We start from the raw sequence: 23182 nt of genomic DNA, 5'->3' as shown, positions 1-23182 counted from the left end.
CAAAAAAGGTAATAATAAAAAGGTTTTATGTCTGAAGAGAGAATTATTAGAATAAACAAAGTTTTAAGGGAATTGAATATTTCTTTAGAAAGAGCTGTGGATTATCTAAAAGATAAGGGGATTGCTATTGAAGCAAATCCAAACGCAAAAATTTCTGATGATGTATACAATGTCTTGTGCGGTCAGTTTGCAGGTGACAAAGGGAATAAGGAGGCTTCTAAAGAAGTAGGGGAAGAGAAAAGAAAAGAAAAAGAAGCTTTGCGTTTAGAACGAGAGAAAGAAATCGAAGACAAACGTAAAATTGAGGAAGAGCGCGTAAAACAACAAGAGGTTATAAAAGCGAGAGCAATTATATCTGGTCCGGTTCAAGTGGGTAAGATTGATCTTAATCCAAAAAAACCGTCAATCGTTGCGCCTGTTAAAACAGTTGAAAAAGCAGAAGCTCCAGTAGCTAATGTGCCTGAAGTAAAAGCTGTCTCAAAAGAAGTTTCACCTGAGAAACCATCAACTGAAAAACCGTCAACTGAGAAACCTGTTTCAGACAAAAAAGAGGTAAAACCTATTGTTGGGATAAAAGAGGTAAAAACAGAAACTCCTAAAGAAGTTCCTGCTGAACCAAAAGTGGTTGCAAAAACTGAGGCAGTTAAAGTTGATGAAGCGCCTGTTGATGAAACCATCACAACGCAATATCAAAAACTATCGGGAACTACTTTAACGGGTCAGATAATTGATTTGTCTCAATTCAACAAGCCGAAAAAGAAAAAAGAAGAGCCAAAAATCACTCCGAATAAACCGGGTGCTCCAGGTTCGGCTGCAGCCAATGCAAATAAAAACAAGCGTAAAAGGATTGCTCCTAAACCGGGTGCTCCTAGACCGCCTGCAACACCGGGGGTTCCTGGTGCGCCAAATCCTAACAAGATTACACCTAATACTGGTGGTGGTGGATTCAATGCAAACAGAAGTGCTAGACCTGGTTTTGTAAAAGGAAACAGACCTGCTATTGTTGCAAAAGTTGAGCCTACAGAAGAAGAAGTTAAAAATCAAATTAGAGAGACTTTAGAGAAACTACAAGGTAAAGGTGGTAAATCTAAAGCAGCTAAATATAGAAGAGATAAAAGAGATACGCACCGTCAAAAATCTGATGATGAGCAAAGAGCTATTGACGAAGGAAGTAAAACTATTAAGGTTACTGAATTTGTTACTGTAGGTGAAATTGCTATCATGATGGATGTGCCAATTACTAAAGTTATTGGTACGTGTATGTCACTTGGAATCATGGTTACCATGAACCAACGTCTTGACGCAGAAACGTTAACTATTGTTGCTGATGAATTTGGTTATGAAGTTGAATTTATCACTGTAGACATCGAAGAAGCAATTCAGGTTGTTGAAGACAGAGAAGAAGATTTAGTTTTCAGAGCGCCAATTGTAACGGTAATGGGTCACGTCGATCACGGTAAGACATCGTTACTGGATTACATTCGTAAAGAAAACGTAATCGCAGGAGAGTCTGGAGGAATTACACAACATATTGGTGCTTACGGAGTAACTTTAGATAACGGACAAAAAATTGCATTCTTAGATACACCAGGTCACGAAGCGTTTACTGCGATGCGTGCGCGTGGTGCTCAAGTTACAGATATTGCTATTATTGTAATTGCAGCTGATGATGACATAATGCCGCAAACTAAAGAAGCAATTAGCCATGCTCAAGCGGCGGGGGTTCCTATCATATTTGCTATCAATAAAATTGATAAGCCAAATGCTAATCCTGAAAAAGTAAAAGAAAGATTAGCAGGTATGAATTTACTTGTTGAAGACTGGGGTGGAAAAATTCAATCACATGACATTTCTGCTAAAGTAGGAACAGGTGTGAAGGAATTATTAGAAAAAGTATTGTTAGAAGCAGAACTTTTAGATTTGAAAGCAAATCCAAATAAAGCGGCTTCTGGAACTGTTGTTGAGGCTTTCCTTGATAAAGGAAAAGGATATGTTTCTACGATATTAGTTCAAAATGGAACGTTGAAAATTGGAGATTATATGTTGGCTGGTAAGCATCATGGTAAAATTAAAGCCATGCATGATGAAAGAGGGAATATAGTTACTGTTGCGGGTCCTTCGACTCCGGTTTCAGTTCTTGGTCTTGATGGAGCAGCAACTGCGGGTGATAAGTTCAATATTTTTGAAGACGAAAAAGAAGCGAAACAAATTGCTTCGAAACGTTCTCAATTGATGCGTGAGCAATCCGTACGTACACAACGTCACATTACATTAGACGAAATTGGACGAAGAATTGCATTGGGTCAATTTAAAGAATTGAACATTATCCTTAAAGGAGATGTTGATGGATCTGTTGAAGCATTGTCTGATTCGTTCTCTAAATTATCTACTGAAGAAATTCAAATCAATATTATCCATAAAGGTGTTGGAGCAATTACAGAAACTGACGTAATGTTGGCCTCTGCTTCTGATGCGATTATCATTGGATTTAATGTTCGTCCTGCTGGAAATGCAAGACAATTAGCAGACAAAGAAGAAATCGATATCCGTTACTACTCTATTATTTACGCCGCTATTGATGACTTGAAAGATGCAATGGAAGGAATGTTAGCTCCTGAAATGAAAGAAGAAATTCTGGGTACTGCTGAGATTAGAGAGATATTCAAAATCTCTAAAGTAGGTTCAATTGCAGGTTGTATGGTAATGGACGGTAAAATTGTCAGAAGCGCTAAAATGAGAATTATTAGAGAAGGTGTAGTTGTCTTTACAGGAGAGCTTTTAGCACTGAAACGTTTCAAAGACGATGTGAAAGAAGTTGCTAAAGGTTACGATTGTGGTATTCAAGTAAAAGGATACAACGACATCGAAGAAAGAGATGTTATTGAATCCTACCATGAAGTAGCTGTTAAAAAGAAATTGAAATAGAATTTCAATATATCTTATAATTAAAATCCCGAGCAATCGGGATTTTTTTATTTTTATAGCGTACTAAAAATTAAATTTATGAATAAATTACTTGCATTATTTTTTGTTGTAGTTAGCACCGTTGCCTTTTCTCAAAATAAAACGGAATTCCATAAAGTTTCTTTAAAAGATAAAAATGATAAAGCAGTTGGTTTTAATTTTTATGTAGAAAATGTTTATGATGGAAGACAGTTTAAAGAAAATATCGGAACTGTTCAAAAAGGAGGTTTTAATAGAAAAGTGTTAGCTAATTTCGAGAAGCCTTTATCAGAAGAATTTTTTGATTATCTCTCCATTATTTGTCCAAAGCAAGAGAATAAGCCTAAGATTTCTATCCGGATTAATGATTTGTATGTTTCTGAACTTACTCGAGCAATGTCTGAGACCGTATATGCAACTTTGGCAATTGATGTTATAGAATCTAAAGATGGTGTTGATTATATCGTAGGGTCATATACGGCTTCGACAGAAAGTAACGGTATGGATGTTACCGGTAAGCACGATGAACGATTGAAGAAAGTTTTGCAGGAATGTTTGAATAGCTATATGAAAACAAGTGATACCGATAAAACGGCTTTAGTTTTTGATGCTAATCAGAGTATTACAACTAAAATGATTGCAGATGTTCCGATCAAAGGTGTTTATTTGACTTATGCTGATGTTTTAAATGGAAAACCATTAGATGGTACTAAGTTTGAAATCACGAACAAAAAAGAAAAGTTTTATTTGCTTAATAAAGCTACTAATTCAGGAGAACTGAATTATTATGGATTTAGCGATGGAGAAAATTTTTACATTAATGTTTCAAAATATGCAAGTTCAAATCATTATGCCAAGACGGAAATTATTAGTGGTAAGTATTACATTGAAAATGTAATTTATAATTCTAATAATGCGATTGCTATGGGAGCGATGTTTGGATTGATTGGAGTTGCAATTGCTTCTGCGGCCGGTGATGCATCAATTCCTATGCTTATTGATTGTTATACAGGGCAACCATCCTTTTTATCTAATAGAGAGATGAAAGTGATGTTGTCGTCTTATCCGGAGCTTTTAAAAGAATTTAAAGATGGTAATAAAAGTAGTGGCGATAAAAAAAATATTATTAAGAAGTATTACCAAGTAACTTTGGGACAATAAAAAAAAGACACCTGATTAGGTGTCTTTTTTTTTATTTGTTAGGCTTTATTAAATGTAAATTACTGTATCTTTTTTTGATTTCGATTAGATTTCGTTCTGCTTCGATTCGTGTTTTAAAATTACCTACCCAAACTTTGTAATTTGGCGTAAAGAAAACAATAGTGCCATCTATATCTCTGAATTCTTGTTTGAAATCATTTAATGTTTTTTTTGCTTTTTCGCTGTCTCCGCTGAAAATTTGAATTTTATAATAGCCATTTACAGTGTTTGAAACATTTGTTTTTCTCTTTTCATTTAATAATTGTTCGAATTTTGAGTCTTGATTTACTCTGATGTTTCCGTCTTGAGCGTTTGCATTACAATAGGAAATAACTAAGATCAGAGAGATAAAAAATGCTTTTCTAAGGGCTAAAATTCTCATAATGTGATTGTTTTTGTGCAAAAGTAATATTTAATGATTGATAGCAAATACTAAATGTTATTTAGAATTAATATAAATTGAAATTAAGACTATTTTAAGGTTTTGAGAATAGTTCTTAAGTCGTATTTTTGTCGAAGTTTTTAAATAAAGGATCAGTTTTTATAATTCAATTAGAAAAAACTGTGCCAATTTTTAGTAGATAATCATTATACTATATGAAAAAGGTGGGTAACCATAATTCGATCTCAAGAAAATTAGTCTTAGGCATAGCCCTGTCGGTAATTTTCTCTTTAACTTCATTTGCTCAAGAAGCTGCGGCAGTTACAGCTGATGCGGCAACAGCTGCGCCAGTTGCGGCGACGGGTGGAGATGCTGTAAAAGGTAAAGAATTGTTTAATGCAAATTGTGCTGCATGTCACAAATTAGATGCGAAAGCAACAGGTCCTATGTTAAGGGGTATTGCTGCTAAGTACGAGATGGCATGGCTTTACAAGTGGGTAAAAAATAGTTCAGACTTAATTAAATCTGGGGATGCTCAGGCTGTAAAAGTGTTTGAGGAAAATAATAAGGCTGTAATGTCTGCTTTTCCTCAATTATCAGATGCTGATATTGATAACATCATTGCTTATACTTCGGAGCCTAAAGCTGAAGTTGCTGCTCCAGGACCTGGTGGTGCTGAAGTTCCTGGTAAGCCAGCTGTTGATAGTGGTATTTCAAACAATATTATATTAGGTGCTTTAGCACTTGTTATGGTTATTCTGGTTGTAATGCTATTCTTGGTAAACAAGGTTTTATCTAAAGTTGCAAAAGCAAATGGTATAGAGACGGCTCCTAAAACGCCAACAACTCCTATATGGAAAGCATTTGCGAGAAATCAGTTTTTGGTTTTAGTTACGGCGATATTCTTGCTTTTGGCGAGTGCTTATTTTGTGTACGGTTTTTTAATGCAGGTTGGTGTTGATCAGGATTATGCTCCGATTCAACCAATTCACTACTCTCACAGAATACATGCTGGAGATAATGAAATTAACTGTAAATACTGTCACTCTGCTGCTAGGGTAAGTAAAAACGGAGGAATTCCATCATTGAATGTTTGTATGAACTGTCATAAGAATATTGCTGAAGTTGCTGAAACTACTGCAACTCCGGAATACAGCAAAGCATTCTATGATGAGCAAATCCAAAAATTATATACTGCTGTTGGTTGGGATAAAACAACTCAAAGTTATACTGGAAAAACACAGCCTGTAAAATGGGTTCGTATTCATAATTTACCTGATTTCGTTTACTTTAATCACTCTCAACACGTAACTGTTGCAGGAATTGAATGTCAAACGTGTCATGGTCCAGTTCAAGAGTATGAAATTCAAAAGCAATTTGCTCCATTAACAATGGGTTGGTGTATTGATTGCCACAGAAAAACGGATGTTAAGATGGAGGGTAATGAATACTATACTAAAATTCATGAAGAACTTTCTAAGAAATACGGTGTAGACAAGTTGACTGCAGCGCAAATGGGAGGTTTAGAATGTGGTAAATGCCACTATTAATCAAATTATTAAGATTTTAATATTTATATATGTCATCAAACAAAAAATACTGGAAAAGTGTTGAGGAACTAGACAAAAATAGTTCTATTGTTGAGGCGCTTAGAAATAACGAATTTGTTGAAGAAATTCCTACTGATGAGTTTTTAGGAAATAATGACGCTTTGTCATCTTCATCAACATCACGTCGTGATTTTTTAAAGTACGTTGGTTTTAGTACTGCAGCGGCTACGCTTGCAGCTTGCGAAGGTCCTGTGAACAAATCAATACCTTACGTACTTCAGCCGGAGCAAATCATTCCTGGAGTTGCGGATTATTATGCAACTACTGTTTTTGACGGTTTTGATTTTGCTAATCTTTTGGTAAAAACCCGTGAAGGGCGTCCTATTAAAATAGATAATAATACTATTGCTGGAGCTAAGTTTAGTGCTAATGCAAGAATTCATGCGTCTATTCTATCTTTATATGATAGTATGCGTTTGAAAGAACCGAAAATTGAAGGTAAAAATTCAACTTGGACTGCTGTTGATTCTAAAGTTAAGTCAAGTATAGCTGATGCTGCTGCAAAAGGTGGTCAAGTAGTACTTTTGACAAATACATTAGCGAGCCCGTCTACTGAAAAATTGATTGCTGAGTTTATCGGTAAAAATCCAAATGCTAAGCATGTTGTTTATGATGCGATATCTGAATCTGAATCTTTAGATGCTTTTGAGGCGGTTTATGGAGAAAGAGCTTTGGTTGATTATGATTTTTCTAAAGCGTCACTTATAGTTTCTGTTGGAGCTGATTTTCTTGGGGATTGGCAAGGTGGAGGATTTGATTCGGGTTATGCTAAAGGAAGAATTCCTAAAGCAGGAAAGATGTCTCGTCATTTCCAATTAGAAGCAAATATGACTTTGTCTGGTGCTGCTGCTGATAAGCGTTTGCCAATGTCTACTGCTAATCAAAAACAAGCATTAGTATACATATATAATATTATAACTGGTTCTTCTGTTTCTGTAAGTTTAGAAGATAAATTTAAAGCAGAAGTTACAAAAGCGGCTCAACAATTGAAAGCTGCTGGTTCAAAAGGAGTTTTAGTATCTGGTATTCAAGATAAAAATGCTCAATTGTTAGTTTTAGCTATCAACCAAGTGTTGGCAAGTGAAGCTTTCAGTACTTCAGGAGTAAGACAAATCAGAAAAGGATCTGATGCAAAAGTTACTCAATTAATTAACGATATGAAAGCGGGAAGCGTTCATACTTTGATAATGAGTGGTGTTAATCCAGTGTATACTTTAGCGGATAGTGCTTCTTTTGTTGAAGGACTTAAAAAAGTAAAAACATCAGTGGCATTTTCTTTAAAAGAAGATGAAACTGCTTTAGTAAGTACTATTGCAGCTGCTGTTCCTCATTATTTAGAATCATGGAATGATGTAAGTGTCACAAAAGGAACTTACGGAATTACTCAGCCTACTATTCGTCCTCTTTTTGCAACAAAACAATTTCAAGATGTCTTGTTGTCTTTAAATGGATCTACAGGTACATTCTACGATTATATTAAGGCTAATGCATCAACAATAATTACTGGTTCTTCTTGGAATAAAGTGTTACATGATGGTGTTTATGTCGGAGTTATTCCAACGGTATCTGCGGGTTCTGCTGATTATAGTGCTGCTGCAAATGCTTTGGCAAAATCAAAAGCTTCTCAAGGATTAGAACTTGTTTTATATACTAAAACAGGTATGGGAGATGGGCAGCAAGCGAATAACCCTTGGTTGCAAGAGTTTCCAGATCCAATTACAAGAGTATCTTGGGATAATTATGTTACTGTTTCGAATGCAGATGCTAAGAAATACGAACTTTCTAATGAAATCGTTGCAAATGGTGGATTAAACGGAAGTTATGCTACTATTACTACTGCTGATGGAATTAAATTAGAAAATGTTCCGGTAATAGTTCAACCAGGACAAGCTGTTGGGACTATTGGTCTAGCATTAGGTTACGGTCGTAAAGCGGCTTTGAAAGAAGAAATGATAGTGGGTTTAAATGCCTACTCTTTATATAAAGGATTTGATAATGTACAGTCTGTAACATTGGCGAAAGCTGGAGGAGAACATGAGTTTGCTTGTGTTCAAGGTCAGAAAACATTGATGGGAAGAGGTGATATTATAAAAGAAACTTCTTTAGAGATTTTCAATACAAAAGATGCTAAAGAGTGGAACGAGCAACCAATGGTTTCATTGGATCACAAACTAGTTGAAGCAACTAAAGTTGATTTATGGGATTCATTTGATCGTTCAACTGGACATCATTTTAATCTTTCTATTGACTTGAATGCTTGTACCGGTTGTGGTGCTTGTGTAATTGCTTGTCATGCTGAAAACAACGTTCCTGTTGTTGGAAAATCAGAAGTCAGAAGAAGTCGTGATATGCACTGGTTGCGTATTGACAGATATTATTCTTCTGAAAGTACTTTTGAAGGAGATAACGAAAGAAAAGAAAATATCGCAGGTTTATCAAGTTCATTATCTACATTTAATGAAATGGAAAAAGCTGGAGATAATCCACAAGTTTCTTTTCAACCTGTAATGTGTCAACATTGTAATCATGCACCTTGTGAAACAGTTTGTCCAGTTGCTGCAACTTCACACTCTCGTCAAGGTCAAAATCATATGGCTTATAACAGATGTGTTGGAACGCGTTATTGCGCTAACAACTGCCCATATAAAGTACGTCGTTTTAACTGGTTCTTGTACAACAAAAACAGTGAATTCGATTATCATATGAATGACGATTTAGGACGTATGGTATTGAATCCAGATGTTAATGTTCGTTCTCGTGGAGTTATGGAGAAATGTTCAATGTGTATTCAAATGACACAAGCGACGATTTTGAAAGCAAAAAGAGAAGGAAGAGCAATCGTTGATGGTGAATTCCAAACTGCATGTTCAAATGCTTGTTCTACTGGAGCAATGATTTTTGGAGATGTAAATGATAAAGAAGCGGAAGTTACTAAATTAGCTGCTGACGAAAGAATGTATCATTTATTGGAGCATGTTGGAACAAAACCAAATGTGATTTACCACGTTAAAGTTAGAAATACCTAGTACAAAAAATAATTAATTAAGAATCAATATAAAGGATTATGTCGTCTCACTACGAAGCAACCATTAGAAAACCCTTAGTTATAGGTGATAAATCTTATCACGATGTAACTGTAGATGTAGCTGCGCCTGTTGAAGGTAAAGCAAACAAACATTGGTGGATTGTATTTTCAATCGCATTAATAGCCTTCCTTTGGGGACTTGGCTGTATAATTTACACCGTATCTACAGGTATTGGAACATGGGGATTAAATAAAACTGTAGGATGGGCTTGGGATATCACGAACTTTGTTTGGTGGGTTGGTATTGGTCACGCGGGAACACTTATTTCGGCGGTATTATTACTTTTCCGTCAGCGTTGGAGAATGGCGATTAACCGTTCTGCAGAAGCAATGACAATTTTCTCGGTTATTCAAGCAGGTTTATTTCCAATCATTCACATGGGTCGTCCATGGTTAGCATATTGGGTTTTACCAATTCCGAATCAATTTGGTTCTCTTTGGGTAAACTTTAACTCACCATTACTTTGGGATGTATTTGCAATTTCAACATATCTTTCTGTTTCATTAGTATTCTGGTGGACTGGTTTATTACCTGATTTTGCAATGTTACGTGATAGAGCTATTACTCCTTTCAACAAAAGAGTGTATTCTATATTAAGTTTTGGATGGAGCGGTAGAGCAAAAGACTGGCAACGTTTTGAAGAAGTATCTTTAGTACTTGCAGGTTTAGCTACTCCACTTGTACTTTCTGTGCATACTATTGTATCGATGGACTTTGCTACATCTGTTATTCCAGGATGGCATACTACAATTTTCCCTCCGTACTTTGTTGCTGGAGCAGTTTTCTCAGGATTTGCGATGGTTAATACTTTGCTTATCATTATGAGAAAAGTATCTAATCTAGAAGCTTACATAACGATTCAACACATTGAGTTGATGAATATAGTTATCATGATTACTGGTTCTATTGTTGGGGTTGCCTACATAACTGAATTATTTGTTGCATGGTATTCTGGTGTAGAGTACGAACAATATGCTTTCTTAAACAGAGCAACCGGACCTTACTGGTGGGCATATTGGTCAATGATGACTTGTAATGTTTTTTCTCCGCAATTCATGTGGTTCAAAAAATTAAGAACAAGTATCATGTTCTCGTTTATAATTTCGATAGTTGTAAATATTGGAATGTGGTTTGAGAGATTTGTAATTATCGTAACTTCGTTACATAGAGATTATTTACCATCTTCTTGGACAATGTTTTCACCTACATTTGTTGATATTGGAATTTTCATTGGAACAATAGGTTTCTTCTTTGTATTGTTCTTATTGTATTCAAGAACATTCCCTGTAATTGCACAAGCAGAGGTAAAAACAATTTTGAAAGGAACTGGAGATAATTACAAAAGAGAAAGAGAAGTAAATAAAGATTCACATCATGAGTAATAAAGTAATATACGCCATTTATAATGACGATGATATATTGATGGATGCGGTTAAAAAAACCAGAGCAGCTCATCATCATATTGAAGAAGTTTTTACTCCATTCCCTGTACACGGTTTGGATAAAGCTATGGGAATTGCACCTACAAGATTAGCTATTTGTGCTTTCCTTTATGGTTGTGTCGGAATCTCAGTAGCAACAGCTATGATGAATTATATTATGATTCAAGATTGGCCACAAGATATTGGTGGTAAGCCAAGTTTTAGTTATATTGAAAACATGCCAGCTTTCGTTCCAATTATGTTTGAACTTACGGTGTTTTTTGCTGCTCACTTAATGGTTATTACTTTTTATATGAGAAGTAAATTATGGCCTTTCAAAGAAGCTGAAAATCCAGATGTAAGAACTACAGATGACCATTTTTTAATGGAAGTATCTGTAAATGATAATGAAGAAGAATTAGTTTCTTTTTTCCAAAGTACGGGAGCTGTAGAAGTTAAAGTAATAGAAAAGCATTAATTATAGATATGAAAAGCGTATATAAAATAACACTTTTATTTGGCATAACTATTTTAGTTTCATCTTGCCATAATAATGCGAAACCGAATTATCAGTATTTTCCAAATATGTATGAGTCAGTAGGGTATGAAACTTATTCTGAATCAAATGCATTTAAAGATGGTAAAGAGGGTCAGCTTCCTGCTGCAGGAACTATCAATAGAGGATTTGAACCTTTTGAATATGAAAATTCTACTGCAGGGTATGAGTTGGCAAAAGCAAATCTTAAATCTCCTTTAGATTCGTTAAGTAGAGATTCTGATAAAGGAAAAGAGCTTTTTGAAATATATTGTATCAGTTGCCATGGAGCTTCTGGAAACGGTAAAGGAAAGCTTGTAGAAAGAGAAAAATTTCTGGGTGTTCCTAGTTATAAAGATAGAGTTATCACTGAAGGAAGTATTTTTCATGTTATAACTTATGGTTTAAATTCAATGGGTTCACATGCTAACCAATTGAGTGCCCATGAACGTTGGTTAGTTACTGACTATGTTCTAAAACTAAAAAGCGAATTATAATTGTTGAACAAACTGATCGTAATAGATATGTATACATTTTCAAGTAAATTAAAAACTTTTTCTTTCATCTTAATGGCTGTAGGTCTTTTAGGAATTGGATATGGTTTTTTAACTGCACCTAAAGATATTCAAGAAGTTGAAAAGCTTCTTGCGGCCGAAAGTCATGGTGGTCATGGTGAAGCTAAACATGAAGCGACTACTGCTGCTGAACCTTCACATGAAGCTGCTGCTGGTCATAGTGAAGCTACCGAAGAGAAAAAAATGGAAGAATCTCATGAAGCTGTTGCTCTAACTGATGATACTACTAAAGTTGCTGAAGCAACGCATGCTGAACCAGTACACGCTGAGGCAGCTGTTAAAAAAGAAGGTCATGAAGTTAGTGAAGAGGCTGAACATACTGAGCATTTGAATCATGTTTTACACCAACTACAAAACAAACCTTGGTCTGCTTTATACGTTGCTTGTATTTTCTTTATGCTTGTCTCTCTTGGTGTTTTAGTATTTTATGCTATTCAACAAGTAGCTCAGGCTGGATGGTCTCCTGTATTATTTAGAGTTATGCAAGGTATAACTTCTTATTTACCTGTTGGTTCTGTTATCTTTTTTGTTATTCTAATATTATGTGGTTTGCATCTTAATCACATTTTTATATGGTTAGATCCTGAAGTTGTAGCTAGTGACAAACTGATTGCTAATAAATCTGGTTATTTAAATTTTCCTTTTTGGATTATTAGAGCTGCTATATTTTTAACTGGTTGGAGTTTATATCAATATTTTTCAAGAAAGAACTGTTTGGCACAGGACGAAGCAAATGATAACTCATTTTACAAAAAAAACTTCAATATTTCAGCGATGTTTTTAGTTTTCTTCATCGTATCAGAATCTATAATGTCTTGGGATTGGATAATGTCTATTGATCCTCACTGGTTCAGTACATTATTTGGATGGTATGTATTTGCTAGCTTCTTTGTTAGTGGAATTACGACTATTGCTTTAATTACTTTATATTTAAAATCTAGAGGATATTTAGAGCATGTAAATACAAGTCATATTCACGATTTAGCAAAATTCATGTTTGGATTAAGTGTTTTCTGGACTTATTTATGGTTCTCACAATTCATGTTGATTTGGTATGCAAATATTCCTGAAGAGGTAACATATTTTATCACTAGAATTGAATTGTATAATCTTCCATTCTTTGGTGCTGTAGTAATGAACTTTTTATTCCCTTTATTAATATTAATTAATACAGATTTCAAGAGAATTACTTGGGTACTAGTTATGGCAGGTATTGTAATACTAACTGGTCATTATATTGATTTCTTTAATATGATTATGCCGGGAACTGTAGGGGACAGATGGTTTATTGGTATACCTGAAATAGCATCAGTTCTTTTCTTCCTAGGATTATTTATTTATGTTGTTTTCACAGCGTTAACTAAAGCTCCTTTGTTAGCAAAAAGAAATCCTTTCATTGAAGAAAGTAAACATTTTCATTATTAATATTTAAAGAAAAAAACAGATGACAAGTTTGTTGGTAATTATAGTTTTAGTTTTATTAGCTGTTGCTTTATGGCAATTGACTAAAATATTCGACCTGACGCAAGTTGGATCTAATTCAGATAGTTCAGAAATAGCTACAGATAACGACAATAACGTTCAAGGTTATTTGATGTTTGGGTTTTTGGCTTTCATTTATATTTTTTCAATTTACGGATTGTTTAAATGGGGACCTCTTGTTCTTCATACACCTGCTTCAGCCCATGGTGGTGAAGTAGATAATTTGATGAATATTACATGGATTCTTATCTTTATAGTACAGGCTATAACTCAAGTGTTATTGCATTATTTTGCATTCAAATACAGAGGTAAAAAAGATCAAAAAGCACTTTATTTCGCAGATAATAATAAGTTAGAAGCCATTTGGAGTGTTATTCCAGCTGTAGTTTTAGCAGGTTTGATTCTTTATGGTCTTTTCGCTTGGACAAATATTATGTTTGTTGATGAAGACGAGGATACTATAATTATTGAATTATATGCACAACAGTTTAACTGGAAAGCTAGATATTCGGGTAATGATAATGTATTAGGGAAAGCTAATGTTAGATTTATCGAAGGAGCTAACGCTGTAGGTGTTGATTTAGCGGATCCTTATGCACAAGATGATATTGTTGTTACAGAATTACATATCCCTAAAGGAAAAAAGATTCTTTTTAAAATGAGATCTCAGGATGTTTTGCATTCAGCTTATATGCCTCACTTTAGAGCACAAATGAATTGTGTTCCTGGTATGGTTACGCAATTTGCTTTTGAACCTATATACACGACAGCAGAATATAGAGAATTGCCATTTATGGTAGAAAAAGTAGCTAATATTAATGCTCTTAGATCTAAGAAAAGTATTGATTTAGTTGCTAAGGGTGAAACTGCTCTTGATCCTTACACGTTTGATTACTTATTGCTTTGTAATAAAATTTGTGGAGCATCTCATTATAATATGCAAATGAAAATTATTGTAGATACACCTGAAGACTATAAAGCATGGTTGAAAGATAAAGCTACAATTGTAAGTGAAGTAAAAGCTGCAATGGCTGAACCTGCTGCTACTGATGGAGCAACTGGTACAGATTCTACTAAAGCAAAAGATACTGCAGCAGTTGCCGTAATGGCCATGAAATAATTAACAAGAAAAATTTAAAGTAAACATATATGTCAGCAGAAGGTCACGATCACGCAATAGATCACGAACACGAACATCACCATAAAGACACTTTTATTACTAAATATATTTTTAGTATTGATCATAAAATGATTGCCAAACAATACCTAATTACGGGTATTATTATGGGAATTATAGGAGTAGGGATGTCTATGCTATTTAGAATGCAATTAGCATGGCCAGAAGAATCATTTAAAATTTTCAATATTTTACTTGGTGATAAATTTGCCCCTAACGGAGTAATGACTAATGATATTTATTTGGCTTTAGTTACGATACACGGAACGATAATGGTATTCTTTGTATTAACCGCCGCTTTAAGTGGTACTTTTAGTAACTTATTGATACCGCTTCAAATTGGAGCACGTGATATGGCATCTGGTTTTATGAACATGGTATCATACTGGTTGTTCTTTTTGTCTAGTATAATTATGGTTAGTTCTCTTTTTGTTGAAGCTGGTCCAGCCTCTTCAGGATGGACAATTTATCCGCCTTTGAGTGCATTGCCACAAGCTATTCCTGGTTCAGGTTTAGGTATGACATTATGGTTAGTTTCAATGGCTATCTTTATCGCATCTTCTTTGATGGGTTCTTTGAATTACGTTGTAACAGTAATTAATTTAAGAACTAAAGGGATGACTATGACTAGATTGCCTCTTACAATTTGGGCTTTCTTTGTAACTGCAATTATCGGTATCGTTTCTTTCCCAGTTCTTTTATCTGCAGCATTATTGTTGATTTTTGATAGAAGTTTCGGAACCTCATTCTTCTTATCTGATATTTATATTGCTGGAGAAGTTTTGCATTATCAAGGTGGTTCACCAGTATTGTTCGAACACTTGTTTTGGTTCTTAGGACACCCTGAAGTTTATATCGTATTATTACCTGCTTTGGGTATTACTTCGGAAGTTATTGCAACAAATTCACGTAAACCAATTTTTGGTTATAGAGCGATGATTATGTCAATTTTGGCTATTGCTTTCTTATCAACAATTGTTTGGGGTCACCATATGTTTATCTCGGGTATGAATCCATTTTTGGGATCAGTATTTACTTTTACAACATTATTGATTGCTATCCCTTCTGCTGTAAAAGCGTTTAATTACATCACAACACTTTGGAAAGGTAACTTACAGTTAAATCCAGCTATGTTGTTTTCAATTGGTTTAGTTTCTACATTTATTACTGGTGGTTTAACAGGAATTATTCTTGGAGACAGTACACTTGATATTAATGTCCATGATACTTATTTCGTTGTAGCTCACTTTCACTTAGTAATGGGTATTTCTGCTCTTTACGGAATGTTTGCTGGAATTTACCACTGGTTCCCTAGAATGTTCGGAAGAATGTTAAACAAGAACCTTGGATATGTTCACTTTTGGGTAACTGCAATCTGTGCTTATGGTGTATTTTTTCCAATGCACTTTATTGGATTAGCTGGATTACCAAGACGTTACTATACAAACACAAACTTTCCATTGTTTGATGATTTACAAAACGTAAACGTTTTGATTACAACATTTGCATTGATTGGTGGAGCATTTCAATTGGTTTTCTTATACAACTTTTTCGTTAGTATTTTCTACGGTAAAAAATCTGTAATGAATCCATGGAAATCAAATACATTAGAATGGACTGCACCGGTTGAGCACATGCACGGTAACTGGCCAGGTGAAATTCCTCACGTTTATCGTTGGCCTTATGACTACAGTAATCCAGCACACGATGTGGATTTTGTACCTCAAAATGTTCCAATGAAAGAAGGTGAAGAAGTTTTACACCACTAAAAATAATAAAAAAAGCCTCTGCTTCAGCAGAGGCTTTTTTTGTGGCGTTTATTATTGTTTGCTCTTCTTACTATACTATTGCATAGCTGCTTTTTTAATTTTTATAGCATTTAAAATTTAAAATTTATAATTCAAAATTGCTTTGCTATCTTTGTTACATGAATGAAAATTTAGACCCAACATCAAACGGTTACAATTCGGAAGAACTTGATCTTGAAAAAAAATTAAGACCACTTTCTTTTGATGATTTTGCAGGACAAGACCAAATATTAGAAAATCTAAAAGTTTTTGTGCAAGCTGCTAATCAACGTAATGAAGCGCTTGATCATACGCTTTTTCATGGTCCTCCCGGTTTAGGAAAAACGACTTTAGCTAATATTCTTGCCAATGAACTTCAAGTTGGAATCAAGATTACTTCAGGTCCAGTATTGGATAAACCTGGTGATTTAGCGGGTTTATTGACTAATTTAGAGGAAAGAGATGTATTGTTTATTGATGAAATTCACCGCTTGAGTCCTATTGTCGAAGAATATTTGTATTCTGCTATGGAGGATTTCAAAATTGACATTATGATTGAATCAGGACCAAATGCAAGAACGGTCCAAATCAATCTAAATCCATTTACATTAATTGGTGCCACTACACGGTCTGGTCTACTAACGGCTCCTATGAGAGCTCGTTTTGGAATATCGTCCCGTTTACAATATTATACAACAGAGTTACTGACCACAATTGTAGAAAGAAGTGCTACTATCTTTAAAATGCCAATATCAATGGAAGCAGCCATAGAAATAGCAGGTAGAAGTAGGGGAACACCTCGTATAGCTAACGCATTGTTGCGTCGTGTACGTGATTTTGCCCAGATTAAAGGAAACGGTACAATTGACATAGAAATTGCTCGTTATGCCTTAAAAGCGCTTAATGTTGACGCTCATGGTCTGGATGAAATGGATAATAAAATTTTGACCACAATCATCGATAAATTCAAAGGTGGACCAGTTGGTTTAACTACTTTGGCGACAGCCGTATCAGAAAGTAGCGAAACAATCGAGGAAGTTTATGAGCCGTTTTTGATTCAGGAAGGATTTATCATGAGAACGCCGCGAGGTAGGGAAGTTACCGATAAAGCGTATAAACATTTAGGAAAATTAAATACAAACATTCAAGGAGGATTGTTTTAATTTTTTTGGAGCCATTTCCTGCTATTCGCTGTATTCCCAATTGACAAAAACTACGGCTGAAAAGCCTTGTTTTTCTAAATATGGAGATGCCGCTGCTATCATGGCTAGTAAATTTCATTTTTCAACTTCTATTTTCTGATTATAAACCACAAGTCTACATACACGCAATTTATCAAATCCGAAGCGGAACGTCTCGGATTTTTATCATGTGGAATATCAAAAGCTGGTTTCTTGGAACAAGAAGCTCCTCGTTTAGAAAACTGGTTAAAGAACAACCGAAATGGCCAAATGTCCTATATGGAAAACCATTTTGACAAGCGTTTAAATCCAACTTTATTAGTCGATGATGCTAAAAGTGTTGTTTCGCTTTTGCTAAATTATTATCCTGAAGAACTTCAAAACCCGGATTCTTATAAAATTTCAAAATATGCTTACGGGCAGGATTATCATTTTGTAATCAAGGAAAAACTTAAAGAGTTTTTATTCTCTATTCAATCAACAATCGGAGAAGTTTCTGGCCGAGCCTTTGTAGATTCTGCACCAGTACTTGATAAAGCGTGGGCTGCCAAAAGTGGTTTGGGTTGGATAGGCAAAAACAGTAATTTATTGACGCAAAAAGTAGGTTCTTTTTACTTTATTGCAGAACTCATTATCGATTTAGATTTAGACTATGACAATCCCACAACTGATCACTGCGGAACTTGTACCGCCTGTATTGACGCTTGTCCAACCGAGGCCATAGTTGCGCCTTATATGGTTGATGGTAGTAAATGTATTTCCTATTTCACGATTGAATTAAAAGAAAACATTCCTCAGGATATGAAAGGGAAATTTGATGATTGGGCTTTTGGATGCGATGTTTGTCAAGATGTTTGTCCTTGGAACAAGTTCTCAAAAGCGCATAGCGAACCTTTATTTAATCCAAATCCAGAATTACTTTCCATGTCAAAAAAGGACTGGATAGAAATAACCGAAGAAACATTTAAAGCAGTTTTTAAAAATTCTCCTCTTAAAAGAGCTAAGTTTCAAGGATTAAAAAGGAATATTGATTTTCTAAAATAAGGATATTATAGAACTCCATTTTACTTAAATTTTATAGACGATTCTCTAACAATAATCTTAGTTTCTAATTCAACAGTTCTTGGAGTGAAAGGAATTCCTTCTTTATGGCAATTCATTTCTTCCAATAATAAGTTAAAAGATTCAATCCCCATTTCATGGCTTGGCTGATCCACAGTACTTAATTTTGGTGTCAGCACTTGCGACATGAACCAATTGCTAAAACCAATTACAGCTACCTGTTCAGGTACGTTGATTTTATTTTCATTAAAATAAGCAAGTGTTCCTACTGCAACCAAGTCTGTAATTGCAAAAACACCATCGATGTCAGGGTGTTCATTTATAATTTGCTTGGCAAAATCTCTACCTTCCTCAAAAGTTACGGTTTCACAAGTATAGACTAATTTATTATCAAAAGGGATGTTGTTTTTTTCTAACGCTTTTTTATAACCAATGTATCTGTCTATAGCATTTTGAGGATTCAATGGACCACGAATATGAGCTATCTTCCTGCAACCATTATCAATTAAGTGTTGGACAGCATTAAAGGCGGCTTTTTGGTCATCAATTACAACTTTTGAACATTTAGAAAGCTTCGCAATTTTATCAAACATCACAAAAGGAATATTTCTATTCATTATTTCCTTAATATGATCATCGTTATTGGATTCATTGGATAGCGACATAATTATGCCATCCACTCTCTTGTTTATAAGCAATTCTACCTGTTTTTTTTCTAAAGCCAACGTTTCATTAGACTGTAAAATAATAACCAAATATCCATTTTTTTCGGCTTCATTAATAATGGCATTTACCACATTTGAAAAAAAGTGATGCACTACTTCAGGGATAATTAAACCAATGGTTTTTGATTCTTTTGTTCTTAAATTTACAGCAAAACTATTAGGGGTATAATGTAGTTTTTGAGCAAGCTCAATTACCGCTCTCTTAGTTGTCTCACTAACATCCGGATAGTTTTTTAGCGCTTTTGAAACAGTAGTTATCGAAATTCCCAGTTTTGTCGCAATTTCTTTAAGAGTAATATCTTTCATGAATTGAATTTCTACGTATTTAATTTTAGGAAAATATTTTTAGAAATGACTTTCTTTTAAGTCTTCATGTGTTTAATTTATGTCGGTAAAAAATGACTCTAACTTAAAATATTCTTTACCAAGATATTAATTTTTATCTTATTTCTGAGTTTTTTGTCAAAATAAACAAATTAATATTTATTCGTTAAATTAAGAAAAGAAGCGTTGGTTGTTTATTGTAGGATTCATTTTTTTTATGTTGATTCCCTTTCAATTATGCTTGTTTCTAATTCAATTGACTGAAAAACAACAGGTAAGTTCTTCTTTTTAAGATAGATTTCATCAAATAGAATCGACGCTGACCTTCTTCCAATTTCAAAACCAGGTTGGTCAACTGTTGAAATTTTGGGTGATATAACGCTAGACATAAACCAATTGCTGAAACCTAAAACTGCAATTTGTTGCGGAATGGAAATCCCTGTTTCATTGAAGTATTTAATAATTCCAATGGCTACTAAATCGGTAACAGCAAAAATAGCATCGATTTCTGGATGCTCCTTAATCACTTTTTTTGCATTTTCATAACCATCTTCAAAATCCAAATTGTTGTCACACACATAGACCAGTGAGGAATCATAAGAAATACCGTTATCTTCGAGTGCTTTTTTATATCCTAAAAATCGATCGATAGCGTTCTGCGGTAGATAAGAGCCTCTGAAGTGCGCTATCTTTTTGTAACCTTTATTTATAAGATAGCAAACCGCGTCGTATGCGGCTTTTTTGTCATTAATGGTTACTTTTGAGCAGTTCACAAGCTTTGCAATTTTATCAAAAAGTACCAGTGGAGTCCTATTAGCAATAATCGATTTTAAATGTTCAAAATCACCAGTTTCATTAGACAAAGACATCAAAATACCATCTACTCTTTTGTTCAATAATAAATCAATTTGTTTTTTTTCAAACTCTAATTTTTCATTGGATTGTAAAATGATAACCATATAGTCCCGCTTCTCAGCTTCTTCCAGAATTCCCTTAATTACACTCGAAAAAAAATCATGAACAAGTGTAGGGATTATCAATCCTATAGTTTTTGATTCTTTCGTTCTAAGATTTACTGCAAAACTATTAGGAGTGTAATGTAATTTTTGAGCAAGTTCAATAACTGATTTTTTTGTTTTTTCACTGACGTCTGAATATCCTTTTAGTGACTTTGAAACTGTGGTTATTGAAATTCCCAATTGGGCGGCAATTTCTTTGAGAGTGGGATTATTCATAGTGCAATACTCTATTTGTGAAAGCCAAAAAAACTGCTTCCTAAAAACGAATTTACAATTTATTTATTGTAAACCAATTTTCAAAAAACAGTTTGATAGACTTTTATTAGTTTTAAAAGAAAAAGATAAATTTAATACTAAATGAATAGCTTGATTATTAATTAAATGGAAAATTTCACCAGAAGGTATTTATTATTTAATGCCTTTGCAATTATTTTAACTAGCATTTAGGGATTCATAAAATCATTGATTTCTTTACTGGAAATTTTTGGATTTGCCCCTTCGTTTTTTGCTACAATTGCCCCTAGTGCACAAGCAAAATCAATTGCTTTTTGAGGGTCACTATTAATAAGCAACTCGCTTAGCAATCCTGCTAAAAAGGAATCTCCTGAGCCTACAGTATCAACAACATCAATTTTATAGCCACTATTGTAATACATTTTTTCATTGTAATACAAAACAGCGCCATGACTTCCTTTAGTCACACAGATGTGTTTTGTATTTGTCTGTTCTGCGATAAAAAGTATATTTTGTTCTAATGAATGGTAAGGAGAATTCATAAAAGCACTTATTTCATACAACTCTTCATCATTGAATTTTATAAAATCTGACTGCATCATCAAATTAATCAGTATTTCTTTTGTGTAAAAAGGAGCACGTAAATTAACATCGAAAACAGCGTATTTTGCATAGTTTATTATTTCTAAAAGTGATTCTTGCGAAACAGAATCTCGGCATACAAGACTTCCAAAAACAAGTGCATCCGCTTTTTTGACCATAATTTCATCTTCCGGAATGCAAATAATTTTGTCCCAAGCAACAGGGTAATTGATGGTGTAGGAAGCAGAACCCTTCTCGTTTAATTGAACAATAACTTGCCCGGTTGATAAGTTTTCGTCTATTTGAATCGTATCGGTATCAACTCCGTTTTTTTTAATAAAAGCAAGGAGTTCTTTTCCAATTTCATCATTTCCTACACGACTTATTATTTGGGCATTGATGCCAAGTGATGCCAAGCGCAGTGCCACGTTCAATGGTGCTCCTCCAATTTTTTTATGCGTTGGGAAAACGTCAAACAAAACTTCGCCGAAACAGATTATATTTTTAGTCATGGTTATTCGTTTTTTGATAGACTTTCAGATAGTTCTTCTAATGTTCTTCCTTTAGTTTCCGGCATTTTTGTGAATACCCAAAGCAATTGGAAAATCATCATTATGCAGAATATGGCAAAAACAGTTGTAGTCCCAATTTCTTTAAACAAAAACGGAATAAAAGAAGGAATCAATGCAGCTAAAACCCAATGAACAGAAGTCCCAAAAGAGATTCCGGCCGCTCTTAGTTTATTTGGGAATAATTCAGAAATAAATACCCAAATTACGGCTCCTTGTCCTATCGCGTGAGAGGCTATAAACAAAAAGAAAAATAACGGAACAGCCATTCCTTTCCACTCAAAATAAAAGGCAGTTGTCACTAATCCTAAAGAAATTATATATCCTACAGAACCTAAATACATCAATGTTTTTCTTCCATACTTATCGATTAGCGAGATTCCAATCATGGTAAATATCAAATTAATCACTCCTATTCCGATACTACTCAAAAAAGATGCTGATTTTTCTAATCCTGCCAATTCAAAAATTCTAGGCGCGTAATACAGAAAAGCATTAATCCCGGAGAGCTGATTGAAAAAGGCAATAAAAAACGCCAATAGTAATGGTTTTCTGTATTTTACCATGAAAATGGATTCGTTTTTCCCTTCATGAGTAGTTTCTTTTTCGATAGCTGCAATTTCTGCTTCTACTGCTGCGTCACTGTTAATTTGTTTCAAAATAGCGACTGCTTTTGCTCTGTCTTTCTTGTATTCTAAAATCCAACGCGGACTTTCCGGGATTCCAAATACCAGAATTGTGTATAAAAAGGATGGGAAAGCCTGTATTCCTAACATCCAACGCCAGGCATTTTCTCCAATATCCTGTAAATAATAGTTAGATGTAAAAGCGATTAAAATTCCAAAAACAATATTGAATTGGTATAAAGCAACCAATTTTCCGCGGTCTTTTGCAGGAGCAATTTCAGAAACGTATGTTGGAGCCGCAATAGTAGATGCCCCGATACCAATTCCGCCAAGAAATCTAAAAATGGAAAAGAAAATAGGATTATTTGCGAAGGCAGTTCCAATGGAAGAAACAAAAAATAGCAATCCTATAATTATTAAAGTCTTTTTCCGACCTAAAATATTCGTTGGAAACGCACCAAAAATAGCGCCAATAACCGTTCCCCATAATGCGGATGACATCACTACTAGTCCATGAAACAAATCAGAAGAACCCCATAATTGCTGCAATTGTTTATCGGCTCCCGAAATTACTACAGTGTCAAATCCAAATAAAAATCCTGCAAATGCAACGACAATGGACCAATAAAGTATTTTTTTGTTATTCATTAGTTTGTTTTTTG

General features: G+C 34.4%; 17 protein-coding genes. 12 read left to right on the top strand and 5 right to left on the bottom strand.

Annotated features, from left to right (window positions below; all coding sequences use genetic code 11):
* Positions 1–27: 27 nt before the first annotated feature.
* Positions 28–2925, top strand: a complete 2898-nt coding sequence (gene infB, locus ACNQF8_RS02415) for a translation initiation factor IF-2 (RefSeq protein ID WP_417952835.1) — start codon at positions 28–30, stop codon at positions 2923–2925.
* A 78-nt stretch (positions 2926–3003) separates the two neighbouring features.
* Positions 3004–4104, top strand: a complete 1101-nt coding sequence (locus ACNQF8_RS02410; protein ID WP_417952834.1) for a DUF6563 family protein — start codon at positions 3004–3006, stop codon at positions 4102–4104.
* Between the two features lie 31 nt (positions 4105–4135).
* On the opposite strand, the gene ACNQF8_RS02405 is transcribed toward ACNQF8_RS02410, so the two are convergent.
* Positions 4136–4525, bottom strand: a complete 390-nt coding sequence (locus tag ACNQF8_RS02405) for an SPOR domain-containing protein (RefSeq protein ID WP_417952833.1) — start codon at positions 4523–4525, stop codon at positions 4136–4138.
* A gap of 215 nt (positions 4526–4740) precedes the next feature.
* Here ACNQF8_RS02405 and ACNQF8_RS02400 point away from each other — a divergent pair, with 215 nt between their 5' ends.
* The 10 genes from ACNQF8_RS02400 to queG all read left to right on the top strand — a co-directional run bounded on the left by ACNQF8_RS02400 (position 4741) and on the right by queG (position 18423).
* Complete coding sequence (locus ACNQF8_RS02400) at positions 4741–6075, top strand: c-type cytochrome (protein ID WP_417950649.1); 1335 nt, start codon at positions 4741–4743, stop codon at positions 6073–6075.
* Positions 6076–6104: 29 nt separating this feature from the next.
* Positions 6105–9161: a TAT-variant-translocated molybdopterin oxidoreductase gene (locus tag ACNQF8_RS02395; RefSeq protein WP_417952832.1), complete on the top strand. Its 3057-nt coding sequence runs from the start codon at positions 6105–6107 to the stop codon at positions 9159–9161.
* Positions 9162–9199: 38 nt separating this feature from the next.
* Positions 9200–10603, top strand: a complete 1404-nt coding sequence (gene nrfD, locus ACNQF8_RS02390; RefSeq protein ID WP_417952831.1) for an NrfD/PsrC family molybdoenzyme membrane anchor subunit — start codon at positions 9200–9202, stop codon at positions 10601–10603.
* Complete coding sequence (locus ACNQF8_RS02385) at positions 10596–11120, top strand: DUF3341 domain-containing protein (RefSeq protein ID WP_315206273.1); 525 nt, start codon at positions 10596–10598, stop codon at positions 11118–11120. Before nrfD ends, ACNQF8_RS02385 begins: the two co-directional genes overlap by 8 nt.
* 8 nt (positions 11121–11128) lie before the next feature.
* The gene (locus ACNQF8_RS02380; protein ID WP_282710861.1) at positions 11129–11674 is read left to right on the top strand and encodes a c-type cytochrome; all 546 of its coding nucleotides are present in this window, start codon (positions 11129–11131) and stop codon (positions 11672–11674) included.
* A gap of 27 nt (positions 11675–11701) precedes the next feature.
* Complete coding sequence (locus ACNQF8_RS02375) at positions 11702–13177, top strand: quinol:cytochrome C oxidoreductase (RefSeq protein WP_417950647.1); 1476 nt, start codon at positions 11702–11704, stop codon at positions 13175–13177.
* A gap of 19 nt (positions 13178–13196) precedes the next feature.
* Positions 13197–14354: a cytochrome c oxidase subunit II gene (locus ACNQF8_RS02370; protein ID WP_417952830.1), complete on the top strand. Its 1158-nt coding sequence runs from the start codon at positions 13197–13199 to the stop codon at positions 14352–14354.
* 29 nt (positions 14355–14383) lie between these two features.
* Positions 14384–16180 (top strand): cytochrome c oxidase subunit I, encoded by a 1797-nt coding sequence (locus ACNQF8_RS02365; RefSeq protein WP_417950644.1) that lies wholly within the window; start codon positions 14384–14386, stop codon positions 16178–16180.
* Between the two features lie 158 nt (positions 16181–16338).
* A complete protein-coding gene (gene ruvB / locus ACNQF8_RS02360) occupies positions 16339–17361 on the top strand; it encodes a Holliday junction branch migration DNA helicase RuvB (RefSeq protein ID WP_113665015.1) in 1023 nt (340 codons plus the stop codon).
* 138 nt (positions 17362–17499) lie between these two features.
* On the top strand, positions 17500–18423 hold the full coding sequence (gene queG, locus ACNQF8_RS02355; protein ID WP_417953093.1) for a tRNA epoxyqueuosine(34) reductase QueG: 924 nt from the start codon (positions 17500–17502) through the stop codon (positions 18421–18423).
* 20 nt (positions 18424–18443) lie between these two features.
* On the opposite strand, the gene ACNQF8_RS02350 is transcribed toward queG, so the two are convergent.
* The 4 genes from ACNQF8_RS02350 to ACNQF8_RS02335 form a co-directional block, all read right to left on the bottom strand.
* Complete coding sequence (locus ACNQF8_RS02350) at positions 18444–19472, bottom strand: LacI family DNA-binding transcriptional regulator (RefSeq protein WP_417952829.1); 1029 nt, start codon at positions 19470–19472, stop codon at positions 18444–18446.
* Positions 19473–19705: 233 nt separating this feature from the next.
* The gene (locus ACNQF8_RS02345; RefSeq protein ID WP_417950642.1) at positions 19706–20725 is read right to left on the bottom strand and encodes a LacI family DNA-binding transcriptional regulator; all 1020 of its coding nucleotides are present in this window, start codon (positions 20723–20725) and stop codon (positions 19706–19708) included.
* Between the two features lie 227 nt (positions 20726–20952).
* On the bottom strand, positions 20953–21837 hold the full coding sequence (locus ACNQF8_RS02340; protein WP_417950641.1) for a carbohydrate kinase family protein: 885 nt from the start codon (positions 21835–21837) through the stop codon (positions 20953–20955).
* A gap of 2 nt (positions 21838–21839) precedes the next feature.
* Positions 21840–23168: a sugar porter family MFS transporter gene (locus tag ACNQF8_RS02335; protein WP_417952828.1), complete on the bottom strand. Its 1329-nt coding sequence runs from the start codon at positions 23166–23168 to the stop codon at positions 21840–21842.
* Positions 23169–23182 lie beyond the last annotated feature (14 nt).

Origin of the sequence: Flavobacterium labens, from assembly GCF_048286755.1 — a bacterium.
Taxonomy (GTDB): domain Bacteria; phylum Bacteroidota; class Bacteroidia; order Flavobacteriales; family Flavobacteriaceae; genus Flavobacterium.
Note: the sequence above shows the minus strand (reverse complement) of the source record. Positions and strands in the feature narration are given on the sequence as shown.

What these genes read in the sequence shown, in the direction of transcription:
- ACNQF8_RS02410 (WP_417952834.1), top strand. Translation starts at nt 3,004, where the DNA reads ATGAATAAATTACTTGCATTATTTTTTGTTGTAGTTAGCACCGTTGCC.
- nrfD (WP_417952831.1), top strand. Translation starts at nt 9,200, where the DNA reads ATGTCGTCTCACTACGAAGCAACCATTAGAAAACCCTTAGTTATAGGT.
- ACNQF8_RS02350 (WP_417952829.1), bottom strand. Translation starts at nt 19,472, where the DNA reads ATGAAAGATATTACTCTTAAAGAAATTGCGACAAAACTGGGAATTTCG.
- ACNQF8_RS02400 (WP_417950649.1), top strand. Translation starts at nt 4,741, where the DNA reads ATGAAAAAGGTGGGTAACCATAATTCGATCTCAAGAAAATTAGTCTTA.
- ruvB (WP_113665015.1), top strand. Translation starts at nt 16,339, where the DNA reads ATGAATGAAAATTTAGACCCAACATCAAACGGTTACAATTCGGAAGAA.
- infB (WP_417952835.1), top strand. Translation starts at nt 28, where the DNA reads ATGTCTGAAGAGAGAATTATTAGAATAAACAAAGTTTTAAGGGAATTG.
- ACNQF8_RS02345 (WP_417950642.1), bottom strand. Translation starts at nt 20,725, where the DNA reads ATGAATAATCCCACTCTCAAAGAAATTGCCGCCCAATTGGGAATTTCA.
- ACNQF8_RS02365 (WP_417950644.1), top strand. Translation starts at nt 14,384, where the DNA reads ATGTCAGCAGAAGGTCACGATCACGCAATAGATCACGAACACGAACAT.
- ACNQF8_RS02375 (WP_417950647.1), top strand. Translation starts at nt 11,702, where the DNA reads ATGTATACATTTTCAAGTAAATTAAAAACTTTTTCTTTCATCTTAATG.
- ACNQF8_RS02335 (WP_417952828.1), bottom strand. Translation starts at nt 23,168, where the DNA reads ATGAATAACAAAAAAATACTTTATTGGTCCATTGTCGTTGCATTTGCA.
- ACNQF8_RS02405 (WP_417952833.1), bottom strand. Translation starts at nt 4,525, where the DNA reads ATGAGAATTTTAGCCCTTAGAAAAGCATTTTTTATCTCTCTGATCTTA.
- ACNQF8_RS02340 (WP_417950641.1), bottom strand. Translation starts at nt 21,837, where the DNA reads ATGACTAAAAATATAATCTGTTTCGGCGAAGTTTTGTTTGACGTTTTC.
- ACNQF8_RS02385 (WP_315206273.1), top strand. Translation starts at nt 10,596, where the DNA reads ATGAGTAATAAAGTAATATACGCCATTTATAATGACGATGATATATTG.
- ACNQF8_RS02395 (WP_417952832.1), top strand. Translation starts at nt 6,105, where the DNA reads ATGTCATCAAACAAAAAATACTGGAAAAGTGTTGAGGAACTAGACAAA.
- ACNQF8_RS02380 (WP_282710861.1), top strand. Translation starts at nt 11,129, where the DNA reads ATGAAAAGCGTATATAAAATAACACTTTTATTTGGCATAACTATTTTA.
- ACNQF8_RS02370 (WP_417952830.1), top strand. Translation starts at nt 13,197, where the DNA reads ATGACAAGTTTGTTGGTAATTATAGTTTTAGTTTTATTAGCTGTTGCT.